This is a genomic window from Pseudomonas sp. B35(2017) (assembly GCF_002113645.1).
In the GTDB taxonomy this organism is placed as follows: Bacteria; Pseudomonadota; Gammaproteobacteria; order Pseudomonadales; family Pseudomonadaceae; genus Aquipseudomonas; species Aquipseudomonas ekonensis.
In genome coordinates this window covers 162,711-175,683 of the sequence record NZ_NEIZ01000008.1, presented here as the reverse complement: position 1 = coordinate 175,683, position 12,973 = coordinate 162,711, and the positions used below count along the sequence as shown (strand labels likewise).

Here is a 12,973-nt window from a genome sequence, read left to right as displayed (position 1 = left end):
CGGCAAAGGAAGCAGAAGCGGCTAATGCTAGCGGAGCAAGGGCAAAATTGCATCCGGTGTCCTCGCCTAATCTGGCTAAGCTGCATGCTCAGAGGCGTTTATCGGTTCGGGATCGGGAATTGCCGGAGCGTTTATGCGGTGGGCCTTGGGGACAATGCTGGGGATCAGCCTGAATGTGGCGGCGTCGGACGCGCCGCTGCGCTTCGTCGTCGCCGACAGCTGGGCGATGCCGATGGTGCAGTTCGAACGCGGCCGCCCGACCCAGGGCATCCTGTACGACATGATGCTCAGCCTCGCGACCCAGGTCGGCGTGCCGGCGCAATTTCATGTGCTGCCCCGCACCCGGGTGCAGAACGCCATGGAGCACGGCGAGGTCGACGTGCGCTGCTATGCCGCGCAGTCCTGGCTGCCCAACCAGTCCGGCGACTACCTCTGGAGCGTGCCGCTGCTGTTCCAGCGCGACCTGCTGATCAGCCTTCAGGGCCCGCCCGCCGGCATCGACCCCGCTGACCTTGCGCACCAACCCGTCGGCACGGTGCTGGGTTACGCCTACCCCACCCTGCAACCGCTGTTCGACAGCGGCCGCCTGCAACGCGAAGACGCACGCAACCAGGAACAGGTGCTGGAGAAGCTCATCGCCGGGCGCTACCGCTACGCCGTGAGCAATCAATGGACCCTGGACTGGTTCAACCAACGCCTGCTGCCGGGGCAGCAACTGCAAGGGGTGGCGGTGCTGCAGGAGCAGCATGTCGGCTGCTACGTGAGGAACGATCCGCAGGTGCCGGCGCAGCGGATCCTGCGCACGCTGCTGAGGATGAAAATGTCGGGGGAGATCGATGACATCATCCGGCTCTACACCGGCACGCCCGAAAGCTCCAAATGACCCTATGAAAGCCAGATCAGCGGCCACCGCAAAACCTGTAGGAGCTTGCCTGCAAGCGATGAGGCCGGCACATCCGGCATCACCAGTGCCTGCCCCGCCGCCATCGCCAGCAGGCTGACTCCCGCAGGTATCCCGGGTGTTTGCAGGATCTAGGTACGCCACAAAAACCTGTGGGAGCTGGCTTGCCAGCGATTGGGCCATCACGGCCGACATCCCCGGCGCCTGACCCACCGCCATCGCCAACAGGCTCCCACAGGGGCCTTGTGGCGATCCCGGTCAGTAACCCTGCCGTTCCCGGAACGGCCGGTCCTTGTGGTACTCGACCCATTCGACGGCATCGAACGGCAGGTAAAGCTGCTGCCTGGCGCGGGACACGGCGATGTACACCGCGCAGATCCGGTGGTCGAATTCGTTGGCGTCCCTGAATGGCTCGGTGGTGAGCAGCTCGGGCGTCAGCAGAACCCGGTCGAACTCCATGCCACCCGCCTCCTCCGCCCGCATCAGCAGGCAGCGCTTGCCCGGGACGCCGGCCATCAGGTGAATGCGGTTCAGGTCGGCTACCGTCAGGCCCTTTTCCAGTCTGGCCTCGACCCACAGGAACGACCCGTCGAACCGGTTGGCCTCACGCACCTGCCGCCAGTCGGGCAGATCGCTGAACGCCGGATGCAGCGCGCCTTCGCGCAATCCGCCGCCGTAGCGCTCCGACCTGAACAGCTCGATGGCCGACGTCATGAAGCCCGCCTGCGCCGCCGCGTCCGCAAAGCTGAACGGGCAGTTGGCGTCGAGCAGCTCCAGGGCCCACTTCATGGTGTCCCAGCGGGAGGCCGTCAACACTACGCAGCCTTCAGGCGGCACAAAGCCTTGCGGGTAATGCTCGATGCCGACATCGGCGTCGCGGGCGCCTTCAAAGGGCACCTTGCTCTTTTGCGAGTGCAGCAAGATCAACGGGTTGACCAGGCGCTCGACGCTGCGGCCAGAACGCACGGAGCAGTTGATGTCACTGCGGCGCACTTCACGCTTTCTTTTGACGATGTCGCGGCTGGCGTGCTGGTACTCATCCCCCAAAGTGATCAGCACCTGCCGGCCCCGCTCCAGCATCTGCAGCAGGGAGGCTGGAACGTCCTGGCTTTCGTCGATCAGCACATGCGTGTAACGGTCGGGCACCCGGCAGCCTGCGAGGCTCGCCCGCTTGATCAGCAGCAGCGCCTCGAAGCCGGTCTGGCCGGCCCACGCCGGATCGGCCTGCAGATAGCCCCACAGCCGACTCGAATACTCGAGCAGCACGTTGGCCTCCAGACCGGTCAACGGCGTCCTGAACACGGGGAAATGCCTGCTCGACAGGCTGCGGTCCCGTGAGCCGCAGTAGGTTTCAACCACCTTGAGGCAAAGATCCAGAGTCGCCTGAACGTCACGAGCCTGAAAACCGAGGATGTTCAACGCTTCGCACAGCGCTTGCCGGCCCGGCCCTGCCGAGCGCTTACCCGCCGATCGGGAAACCGGCTCGTGCAACAGGTTGCGCGCAAACCCCTCGAAGGTGGCGCACGCGCTGCCCATCCGCCCCTGGCCAGCCCGCTCGCGCAGGGTCGCCAGCTTTTCGGCGGTGCGCGCCAGCACCAGCGTGGCGCCCGGCCGCAGGCACTCCATCAGGGCGCCCAGCACGTGGCTTTTGCCGATGCCGGCGTAGCCCTGCACGTGCAGGTCTTCGTCCAGGTTGGCGCGGAAGGTTCGAATCAGCTTGTCTTGCGCAGGGCTCAGCCAGCGCTCGCGGTGCCGGGGCGTCACCATCTGCTGGCTGAACGGATTGTTGGCGGTGAAATGGCGGATCTTGAACCCGGTATCCCATTGGCCGTCGGGCAGCAGGTAACGCTTCGCCGCCACCTCGTCGGCCGGCAGGAGGCGCAGTCCCAAGCCTTTGATGACGTTCAGGCCGAAGTACAGCTTGCGCGGGTCGAACAGCCGTTGCGCCTCCGACAGCAAGCCCGCCCCGCCACCGGGCCGCGCCTCGACGGACCAGGCGATCAGCCTGGTCAGCACCGCTTCCGCCGCACTGGCGGTCAGCGCCTGCTGCGCCGCTTGCGCCAGGTTCTGGATGACCAGCACCGCCGCCAGCTCCGGATCCGTCAGGGTGCCGAGCAGGGTGGCGCCGTCCGCCTGCAGCAGCCCTGTGCAGGTGTCATCGGTGACCGGCAAGTACACGGGGCTGGACAGATCAACGTGTTCCGGGTGCATACGCCCTCGTCGCCGGCAGAAAACGGGTCACAGGGTCATTCATCGGCGACCCCGTCGTTGAGGTGAAGCTCGAAACGATAGTCGCCGAGGGTGCCCGACATGTTGCCGGGGCAGCCTCCCGGTGCCTCGTTGGCCTGGATGCGCTTCTGCAGCTCGTGGACGGCCAGGTCGAGCAGGCGGCTCAAGTCCTCGCCGCTGTGCGCAGCGACATGCAGTTGCAGGCTGAACGCACCGGCAGCCGGCTGCGGCGAACCGACCTGCGGCGCCTCGTCGGCTGCGACGCCGGCGTCCGCGTCATGGCCGGCCGCGCCGCTGAGGATCGCGGCATGCTCTTCATCCATCAGGTCCAGCACCTGCGCCAGCTCCAGGGTCTCCTCGGGGTGCGACTGCATCCGCTCCTTGATCTCCAGGCGCCTGAACTGCCAGTCGCGGATCCGTTCTCGGATCAAGTCATCCATTTCGTCCGCTCCACTTTCTCGATGACAGGTGCTGGAGTATGCCACCCCCGTCCTCGACGCAGGCACGGGAACCTGATTGGAAATATTAACGCCACGATGGCGCCACCGCGGGCAGGCCCGCCTGCGCAAAGGATCGAGGCCAAACAGGCAAATCGCAGACACAAAAAAACCGCAGTGGGCGAAACCCATGCAGTTCGGTGTTGACGCGTTCGGTGTTCGTTAAGGTGGCAACCCTACCAGCCACACCCCGGCACACAATGTTCCCGCTGTGGCTGCTGCCTTCCGGCTCTGACCAGGTTCACGGGTAATCGTTGCGGGGGGACCGATAGGGTCACCATAACGACGCTCACCTGTCGGCGAGCCGCGCCATTGTACCTATCTGAGGCGAAGTTACAACCGCTGGTTGCAGAATAAAAACATGAAGAGGTTCAAGCACTTGCTATTGCGCCTGAAGCACTTCGTCCGCCCTGCCGCCCGCCTGCTGGGTCACCAGGTGGATGAAATGCAGCTTGGCGATGACCGCCGCCGGCAGCGCGAAGGGATAGAAATCCGGTTGGCCCATGCTGCGCGACAGTTCGTTGAGCATCCCCGCCAGCTCGATCCAGGCGTTGACGAACGAAAGGAACGCCGGCCCCTCGGGATGCTCCGGGTCATACAGCACGCTGGCCGGGAACGGCGGATAGTCCAGCTCCACCTCCCGCGCACTCATGCCGAAGCCCAGCGCGGTGTCGACGGCGTCCATCATGTGCAGGTAGTGCGCCCAGGTTTCCGCCCAGTCTTCCCAAGGGTGCATGGTGGCGTAGGCGCTGACGTGGCTCTGCTGCCAGTCCGCCGGGGCGCCTTCCCGATAGTGCCGCTCCAATGCTTCGGCGTAGCTGGCCCGCTCGTCGCCGAACAGGTTGCGGAACGCCCCCAGCCAGGGCCCGTCGGCGATCAGCCGATCCCAGTAATAGTGCCCGACCTCATGACGGAAGTGCCCGAGCAGCGTGCGGTAGGGTTCGTGCATCGCCGCCCGCACCTGCTCGCGGTGGGCGTCGTCGGCTTCTTTGATGTCGAGGGTGATCAGGCCGTTGGCATGGCCGGTGACGGGCGCGTTGCCCTCGCGGTCGATGCCGATGAAGTCGAAGGCCAGGCCGGTGTCCTCATCCACGGTCTTGGGGATCACCGGCAGGCCGAGGCTGATCAGTTGCGCCACCAGCCGTCGTTTGGCGATCTCCACCTTGCGCCAGCGCTCGGGGTTCTGCGCATCGGACAAGTCCGGAACGGTGCGGTTGAGCCGGCAGGCAGCGCAAAGGACATCATCGCCGATGGCCGGCAGCAGCCAGTTGCAGGCGGCGGGCGTGTCGAGGTTGGCGCAGCGGCGGAACAGGCCGGCGTCCGGGGCCGCATCCAGCGTCCAGGTGCCCTGCTCCGGCCCCGGCTGCAGCGAGGTCAGCAGCGCCCGGCCCGGCTGGTAGCCGAGCACCGCATTGCAGGCCAGACATTGGCTGTTGCGGAAGAACAGCGACTGGCCGCAACGGCACGGCCAGACTTTGCTGCTGCGCGAAGGTTCGCCCGCGAACGGCGCGATGAGGCGGGAACCGAGCTGCTCGAAAAAGCGATACATGGCGATCTCTCCCTGGGGTTAGCCAAGACTAGATCATTGCGGCGCCTTGACCGTTCCCGCAGGGCATTCGATCAAACAGCGATACCGTGCCCCTTCAGGAACGCCACGAACGCCTCTTCGTCCAGCACCTTGAGCCCCAGCTCATTGGCCTTGGCCAGCTTCGAGCCTGCGCCGGGGCCGGCGACCACGCAGTGGGTCTTGGCCGACACGGAACCGGCCACCTTGGCGCCGAGGCTTTCGAGCTTTTCCTTGGCGATGTCGCGGCTCATCAGCTCCAGCGTGCCGGTCAGCACCCAGGTCTGACCGGCCAGCGGCAGGCCTTCGACGACTTTCTTTTCGCTCTGCCAGTGCATGCCGAAATCGCGCAATTGCCGCTCGGCGGACTCGGCCAACCGGCGGTGCTCCGGCAACGCGAAGAACTCGCGAACCGAATTGGCCTGCTTTTCCGGCAATGCCTGACGCATGTCCAGCCAGTCGGCGTTCATCACCCCTTCGAGCGAACCGAACTTGTCCGCCAGCTTCTGCGCTCCGCCCGGGCCGACCGACGGAATGTGCAGTTTGTCGAGCAAACCGCCCAGCGTGGTGCTGGCGGCGAATTCCGCCCCCAGCTCGCCTTGATCCTGAATCTGCAGGCCATGGCCCAGCAGTTCGCCGATCACCTGACGGTTGTGGTCGTCTTCGAAGAAGCTGTGGATTTCGTGCGCCACCTCCAGGCCGATGTCCGGCAGGTAGGTCAGCACCTGCGGCAAGGCCTGCTGCACGCGCTCAAGGGAACCCAGCGAACGCGCCAGCACCTTGGCCGTCTCCTCGCCGACGTCAGGGATGCCGAGCGCATAGATGAAGCGCGCCAGCCCCGGCTTCTTGCTGTCGTCGATGGCGGCCAGCAGCTTGTTGCTCGACACCTCGGCGAAGCCTTCCAGATCGACGATGTCGTCGAACTTGAGCGCGTAAAGATCGGCCGGCGAATTCACCAGCCCTTCATCCACCAACTGCTCGACGCTCTTGTCGCCCAGCCCTTCGATGTCCATGGCCCGACGGGACACGAAGTGGATGATCGCCTGCTTGAGCTGCGCCCCGCAGGCCAGACGGCCGACGCAGCGGTACACCGCGCCCTCGCTGACGGTTTCGCGGCCCTTGCTGCGCTTGACCAGTTGCGTGCGCTCGACATGGGAGCCGCAGACCGGACAGTTCTCGGGGATCTGCACCGGACGCGCATCGTGGGGCCGGCGCTCGGCGACGACCTGCACCACCTGCGGGATCACGTCGCCGGCGCGGCGGATGATCACGGTGTCGCCGATCATCAGGCCCAGGCGCGCCACTTCGTCCATGTTGTGCAGCGTGGCGTTGGCCACGGTGACGCCGGCGACCTTGACCGGTTTGAGGCGCGCCACCGGCGTGACGGCGCCGGTGCGGCCGACCTGGAATTCCACGTCGAGCAGTTCGGTGAGCTCTTCCATGGCCGGAAACTTGTGTGCGATGGCCCAGCGCGGCTCCCGTGCGCGGAAACCCAGCTCGCGCTGGTCGGCGATGCTGTTGACCTTGAACACCACGCCGTCGATCTCGTAGGCCAGCCCGTTGCGCCGCTCGCCGATGTCGCGGTAGTAGTCCAGGCACTGGTCGATGCCCTTGGCCAGTTTCAGCTCGTGGCTGATCGGCATGCCCCAGGCCTGGAGCTGCTTGAGATTGCCGATGTGGGTGTCGGCGATGTCGTGGGACACCTGGCCGATGCCGTAGCAGCAGAATTCCAGCGGGCGGTTGGCGGTGATCTTCGAGTCGAGCTGACGCAGGCTGCCGGCGGCGGCGTTGCGCGGGTTGGCGAAGGTCTTGCCGCCGCTCTCCAGCTGAGACTCGTTGAGGCGCTCGAAACCGGCCTTGGACATGAACACTTCGCCGCGCACTTCCAGGGTCGCCGGCCAGCCGCTGCCGTGCAGCTTCAGCGGGATGTTGCGCACGGTGCGCACGTTGACGCTGATGTCTTCGCCGGTGGTGCCGTCGCCACGGGTGGCGCCGCGCACCAGCAGGCCGTCCTGGTACAGCAGGCTGACGGCCAGGCCGTCGAGCTTCGGCTCGCAGCTGTACTCCACCGCCGCACCGCCGCCGAACAGGTCGCCGGCCGGCAGGTCCAGGCCTTCGGTCACCCGTCGGTCGAACTCGCGCATGTCGGTCTCTTCGAAGGCGTTGCCGAGGCTGAGCATCGGCACTTCATGGCGCACCTGGGTGAATGCCGTCAGCGCCACGCTGCCGACGCGCTGGGTCGGCGAGTCGCGGGTGACCAGTTCCGGGTGGGCCGCTTCCAGGGCCTTGAGCTCGTGGAACAGCCGGTCGTACTCGGCGTCCGGAATGCTCGGCTCGTCGAGGACGTGGTAACGGTAGTTGTGCTGATCGAGCTCGGCGCGCAGCTCTAGAATGCGGGTTTCGACGGCAGTCATGGGTGTTCTCTCATAAAGCAAAAGAGCAGCCGAAGCTGCTCAATCTGTTTTGCCGATTGCCCGGTGCATCGCAGGGCAACCTTTTGGATCAACGTTTCTGGGTCAGGGCGCGACGTTCGAACTCGACGATGCGCTGACGGTAGTGCTCGATGGTCTGCGCGGTCAGGACGCTGCGCTGGTCGTCTTTGAGCTCGCCGTTCAGTTCCTGGGACAGCTTGCGGGCGGCGGCCACCATCACGTCGAAGGCCTGTTTCGGATGACGCGGGCCCGGCAGGCCGAGGAAGAAGCTCACGGCCGGGGTGCTGAAATGGTCGATGTCGTCCAGATCGAAGATGCCCGGCTTGACCGCGTTGGCCATGGAGAACAGCACTTCGCCGTTGCCGGCCATGCTTTCGTGGCGGTGGAAGATGTCCATCTCGCCGAAGCGCAGGCCGCTTTCCAGGATGTTCTGCAACAGCGCAGGGCCCTTGAAGCCGGCCGGGTCGCGGCAGATCACGCTGATCACCAGCACTTCCTCGGCCTGCGGCTGATCCTTGTCGCCCACCGCCGGCGACGGCTTGGTGTCGGCGATGAAGTCGTCGTCACGGCTGCTGAAGCTCGGGCCGGCGTCCACGTCCAGGTCGAGGTCGCCCTGGGCCGGGCTGTTGCTGCCGCGCTTGCTGCGCTTGGAGCCGGACTCACGCGGCTCGCGCGGCTCACGGGCGGGCATGCTCACCGACGGCAAATCATGCTCGTCCAGCTGCGGTTCCTTGTGGGTTTCCAGCACGCGGGCCGGGCCCAGCAACTCGGCATTGCTGTCCTCGTCCGGCAGGTTGGACAGATTGCGGTCAAGACGGAATTTCAGTTTTCCCTTGCCGCCGCGCATGCGGCGCCAGCCATCGAAAAGAATACCGGCTATCACAATGATGCCGATGACGATCAGCCACTCGCGCAGACCGATTTCCATGTAATCCCGTGCCTCTATGAAAAATGCTGAAAAATAAGGGGTTTACATTGTGCAAACCGCTTTAAAACGTGGCGCCAACTCTATGTTCTGACAGGCGTTTTGCCCACGTATACGAAAAATTGACATTAAACTAGCACGACCAAAGGCAACTTTACACCGTCTGTCACATTGGCTTGCGCGTTTATGTCGATTGGCCAGCAAGTCGGAACCGGTTATGAAGTCCTACAGACCGAAAACACCTTTCCGACAACCCACCGGCTCAGGCATCCACCATCGCCATCGCCTCCTCGACATCCACCGCCACCAACCGCGAGCAACCGGGCTCGTGCATCGTCACCCCCATCAGCTGATCGGCCATTTCCATGGCGATCTTGTTGTGGGTGATATAGATGAACTGCACCGTCTGCGACATCTCTTTGACCAATCGTGCGTAGCGTCCAACGTTAGCGTCATCCAGTGGCGCGTCAACTTCATCGAGCATGCAGAACGGCGCCGGATTCAACTTGAAGATCGCAAAGACCAGTGCCAACGCGGTCAGGGCCTTTTCGCCGCCGGAGAGCAAATGGATGGTGCTGTTCTTCTTTCCTGGCGGCCGCGCCATGATCGTCACCCCTGTATCGAGTAGATCTTCGCCCGTCAGTTCCAAATACGCGCTGCCGCCACCGAAAACTTTCGGGAAAAGGGCCTGCAAACCGCCGTTGATCTGATCAAAGGTATCCTTGAAGCGGTTGCGGGTCTCCTTGTCGATCTTGCGGATGACGTTTTCCAGGGTCTCCAGCGCTTCCACCAGATCGGCGTCCTGGGCATCCAGATAACGTTTACGCTCGGATTGTTGCTGATATTCGTCGATCGCCGCGAGGTTGATCGCACCCAGGCGCTGAATGCGCGCGGCGATGCGTTCCAGTTCCTCTTCGGCGTCCTTCTCGTTGGCTTCGGCGCTCAGGGTATTGAGCACGCCGTGCAGGTCGTAGCCGTCGGCCAGCAGTTGGTCCTGCAGGGCCGTGCGGCGCACGGTCAGGGCTTGCCATTCCATGCGCTGCTGTTCGAGCTGGCCGCGGATCAGGTGCGATTGCTGCTCGGCCTGGGTGCGGCGCTTTTCCGCGTCGCGCAGTTCGCGGTCGGCGTCTTCCAGGGCGATCTGGGCGGTCTTGAGCTCTTCGTCGACGCTCATGCGCTTTTCGAGCAACTCTTCCAGCTTGAGGCGCAGCTCCTCCAGCGGCGCCTCGCCCTCCTCCAGGTTCAGGTTCAGCTGCTCACGCTTTTCCGTGAGGCGCTCGGCCTGCATCTCCAGGCGCTCCAGCGCCTGCCGGGTGGAATCATGCTGGGCGCGCAACGACCCCAGGCGCACCGCCAGTTGATGGGCGTGATCCTTGTGCTGGCGGGCCTCCTGGCGCACCCGGTCGAGCCGCTCGCGCAGGCTGTCGCGCTGGGCCAGCAGCAGTTCGCGCTGCTCGGTGTCCAGGGCCATGGCATCGAGGGCGTCCTGCAGCTGCATCCGCGATTCGCCGATGTGTTCGTGCTCCAGCGCCCGCTGCTCGTCGAGCTCGATCAGCTCTTCGTCCAGGCGGGTGCGGCGCAGGGTCAATTGTTCGATCTTGGCCTTGCCGGCGGATAGCTGAGCCTTGAGCTCGCCTTGCTGACGGGCCTCGTCCTGCAGCAGCCGGCGCAGGTGCTCACGGCCGTTCTCCTGCTGGCGCTGTTGCGCACGCAGGTTCTGCAGGCGGGTTTCCATGGCCTCGACCGTGGCTTCGCGCTCTTCGCGTTCGAGCTGCAGGTTGTCGATTTCCTGCCCCCGCGCCAACACGCCACTTTCGGCCTCGCTGGCACGGCGCACCCGCAGGAAATGCCGACCGACCCAGTAGCCGTCGCGGCTGATCGCGCTTTGCCCGGCGCCCAACTGAGCGCGCAGGGCCAGGGCCTGCTCCAGGCTGTCCACCGGCTTGACCTGGCCCAGCCACGGCGACAGATCGGCCTGCGCCTCGACCTTGTCCAGCAGGCTGCCCGGCATCCGCGCGCCGTCGCCGGCCAGGGTGAGCAGCCGCAGGTCGCCCTGCTCGAACCCGGACAGGTCCAAACCGGCGAAATCATCCACCAGCACCGCTTGCAGGTCGGCGCCAAGCACGGTTTCCACCGCCAGCTCCCAACCGGCTTCCACCTTCAGCCCTTCGGCCAGACGCGGACGCTCGGCCAAGTGGTGCTCGCGCAGCCACTCGGCGGTGCCGGTGCCCGGATCGAGCGCCGCCTGCTGCAAGGCCTCCAGCGACGCCAGACGGCCGTTGAGCCGTTGCAGGTCGCCCTGGGCCTGCTGCTGGGCGGTCAACGCCTGTTGCAGGTCCTGGCGCAGCTGTTCGAGCTTCTCGACCTGCGCCTCTTCGCTGGTCTGCAGATCCTCGAGGGTCGCTTCGGATTCGGCGAGCTGCTCGCTCAATTCCATGATCGCCGCGTCTTCCGGATCGGCCGACAGCAGCGCCCGCTCCTCGCCAAGACGCTTCTGACGGTCGGCCAGACGTTCCAGGCTGGTTTCGAGCTGCTGGATCCGCGCCTGCTGCACCTCGGCCTGACGCCGGGGCTCGGCGGACGCCAGGTTGAAGGTGTCCCACTGCTCCTGCCAGCCGTGCATGGTCAGCTCGGCTTCTTCCAGGGCCGCGGCGGATTCCTCGGCGGCGGCGCTGGTGACTTCCTGCTCGGGGGTGAGCATGTCCAGCTCTTCGGCCAGGGTCAGCAGCAGCGTGCGGTCGTGGCCCAGGTGCGATTCGGTTTCAAGCCTTGCGCGCTCGGCCTCTTTCAGGTCGTCCTGCAACTGGCGCAGGCGCTGCTGGCCGTGCTGGATGCTCTGCTCGACCCGGGCGATGTCGCCGCCGACCGAATAGAAGCGCCCCTGCACCAGATTGAAGCGCTCGGACAGGTCATGGTGACCGTCGCGCAGGCGTTCGATGGCCGCATCGGCGTTGCGCTGCTCGGCGACCAGCGCCTCGAAGCTGACTTCCTGGCTGCCGATCACCGATTCGCGCTGGCCGACCTGATCGTTCAGGTCCTGCCAGCGCAGGGCCGACAGTTGCGCCTTGAGCTGACGCTCTTCGGCCTTGTATTCCTGATACTTCTCGGCGGACTGGGCCTGGCGGTGCAGGCGTTCGAGCTGGCGCTCGAGCTCTTCGCGCAGGTCGGTCAGGCGGGCGAGGTTCTCGTGGGTGCGGCGGATGCGGTTTTCCGTCTCGCGCCGGCGCTCCTTGTACTTGGAGATCCCCGCCGCCTCTTCGATGAAGTTGCGCAGGTCTTCCGGCTTGGCCTCGATCAGCTTGGAGATCATCCCCTGCTCGATGATCGAGTAGCTGCGCGGGCCGAGGCCGGTGCCGAGGAAAATGTCGGTGATGTCCTTGCGGCGGCACTTGGCGCCGTTGAGGTAATAGCTGTTCTGGCTGTCGCGGGTGACTTTGCGGCGGATCGAGATCTCGGCGTAGGCCGCGTACTCGCCGACCAGCGTGCCGTCGGCGTTGTCGAACACCAGTTCGATGCTGGCCTGGCTCACCGGCTTGCGGCTGGTCGAACCGTTGAAGATGACGTCGGTCATCGACTCGCCGCGCAGGTTCTTGGCCGAGCTCTCGCCCATGACCCAGCGCACGGCGTCGATGATGTTCGACTTGCCGCAGCCGTTCGGCCCGACCACCGCCGCCATGTTGCTGGGGAAGTTGACCGTGGTCGGGTCGACGAAGGACTTGAACCCCGCCAGTTTGATGCACTTGAGCCGCAAGGTCAGGCCGCCGTCAGGGCAGACACCACCAGATCGCAGCTGCGCTGGGCGTACGCCGTCAGCACGATGCGGATCTGCGGCAGGTCACGGGCGAGCACCGCGGCCAGCAGGCGTTCGAACAGTTCGAGGAACTCGCTCATCTCGGCCTTGCGCTGCTCCAGCGCCAGGAAGTAGGCGCGGCTCATGGCCGGCTGCAGGTTCTCGACGGTTTCCTGCAGGTACGGGTTGTCGGCGAACGGGTAGGCGGCGCGCATCACGCTGAAGCTGTCGTCGACGAAGGAGCGGATGTCCTGGCGCGCGTAGCTGGCGGCCAGGCGCTGCTGGATCTGCACGAACGGCGCCATGTCGGCCTGCACCTGCCAGCCGTTGGCCACCGAGTTGCCGAGCAGGATGTACAGCTCGCTCATCAGCGTGCACAGGCTGCGCACCTTGTGCGCGGTCAGCTCGGTCACGTGGGCGCCGCGGCGCGGCAGGATCGCGATCAGGTGGCGGCGTTCGAGGATCAGCAAGGCTTCGCGGACCGAACCGCGGCTGACGTTGAGCGCCTGCGTGACCTTCTGTTCCTGGATGCGCTCTCCCGGCTTCATTTCGCCGCGGATGATCCGTTCGGCGAGGTGGTGAGCGATTTGCTCGGCGAGGCTGTCCGGCGCCTTGAACGTCATGGTTGTCCTTCA

At 65.3% G+C, this 12,973-nt stretch carries 8 protein-coding genes and 1 other RNA gene; 1 reads left to right on the top strand and 8 read right to left on the bottom strand.

Going from position 1 to position 12,973, the window contains the following annotated elements:
- Positions 1-133 precede the first annotated feature (133 nt).
- Complete coding sequence (locus CAG41_RS16280; protein ID WP_085707195.1) at positions 134-883, top strand: ABC transporter substrate-binding protein; 750 nt, start codon at positions 134-136, stop codon at positions 881-883.
- A 276-nt stretch (positions 884-1,159) separates the two neighbouring features.
- Here CAG41_RS16280 and CAG41_RS16275 read toward each other — a convergent pair whose 3' ends face one another.
- From CAG41_RS16275 to CAG41_RS16240, 8 genes are all read right to left on the bottom strand, one after another.
- Entirely contained in the window at positions 1,160-3,112 is a 1,953-nt protein-coding gene (locus CAG41_RS16275; protein ID WP_085707194.1) for a hypothetical protein, read from the bottom strand.
- 35 nt (positions 3,113-3,147) lie between these two features.
- Positions 3,148-3,570: a hypothetical protein gene (locus tag CAG41_RS16270; protein WP_085707193.1), complete on the bottom strand. Its 423-nt coding sequence runs from the start codon at positions 3,568-3,570 to the stop codon at positions 3,148-3,150.
- A 231-nt stretch (positions 3,571-3,801) separates the two neighbouring features.
- Positions 3,802-3,898: signal recognition particle sRNA small type (ffs, locus tag CAG41_RS16265), an RNA gene on the bottom strand.
- 111 nt (positions 3,899-4,009) lie between these two features.
- Entirely contained in the window at positions 4,010-5,176 is a 1,167-nt protein-coding gene (locus CAG41_RS16260) for a putative zinc-binding metallopeptidase (protein WP_085577576.1), read from the bottom strand.
- Between the two features lie 71 nt (positions 5,177-5,247).
- The gene (ligA, locus tag CAG41_RS16255) at positions 5,248-7,605 is read right to left on the bottom strand and encodes an NAD-dependent DNA ligase LigA (RefSeq protein WP_085656298.1); all 2,358 of its coding nucleotides are present in this window, start codon (positions 7,603-7,605) and stop codon (positions 5,248-5,250) included.
- 88 nt (positions 7,606-7,693) lie between these two features.
- Positions 7,694-8,551, bottom strand: a complete 858-nt coding sequence (gene zipA / locus CAG41_RS16250) for a cell division protein ZipA (protein ID WP_085577578.1) — start codon at positions 8,549-8,551, stop codon at positions 7,694-7,696.
- Positions 8,552-8,810: 259 nt separating this feature from the next.
- On the bottom strand, positions 8,811-12,299 hold the full coding sequence (gene smc, locus CAG41_RS16245) for a chromosome segregation protein SMC (RefSeq protein WP_085638194.1): 3,489 nt from the start codon (positions 12,297-12,299) through the stop codon (positions 8,811-8,813).
- A gap of 2 nt (positions 12,300-12,301) precedes the next feature.
- Positions 12,302-12,961 carry a GntR family transcriptional regulator gene (locus CAG41_RS16240; RefSeq protein ID WP_085577580.1) on the bottom strand — a complete coding sequence of 220 codons (660 nt, stop codon included), beginning with the start codon at positions 12,959-12,961 and terminating at the stop codon, positions 12,302-12,304.
- Positions 12,962-12,973: the final 12 nt, after the last annotated feature.

Bases quoted from the DNA above. Each gene is read 5' to 3' on its own strand.
- CAG41_RS16280 (WP_085707195.1), top strand. From the start codon at position 134: ATGCGGTGGGCCTTGGGGACAATGCTGGGGATCAGCCTGAATGTGGCG.
- CAG41_RS16275 (WP_085707194.1), bottom strand. From the start codon at position 3,112: ATGCACCCGGAACACGTTGATCTGTCCAGCCCCGTGTACTTGCCGGTC.
- CAG41_RS16270 (WP_085707193.1), bottom strand. From the start codon at position 3,570: ATGGATGACTTGATCCGAGAACGGATCCGCGACTGGCAGTTCAGGCGC.
- CAG41_RS16260 (WP_085577576.1), bottom strand. From the start codon at position 5,176: ATGTATCGCTTTTTCGAGCAGCTCGGTTCCCGCCTCATCGCGCCGTTC.
- ligA (WP_085656298.1), bottom strand. From the start codon at position 7,605: ATGACTGCCGTCGAAACCCGCATTCTAGAGCTGCGCGCCGAGCTCGAT.
- zipA (WP_085577578.1), bottom strand. From the start codon at position 8,551: ATGGAAATCGGTCTGCGCGAGTGGCTGATCGTCATCGGCATCATTGTG.
- CAG41_RS16240 (WP_085577580.1), bottom strand. From the start codon at position 12,961: ATGACGTTCAAGGCGCCGGACAGCCTCGCCGAGCAAATCGCTCACCAC.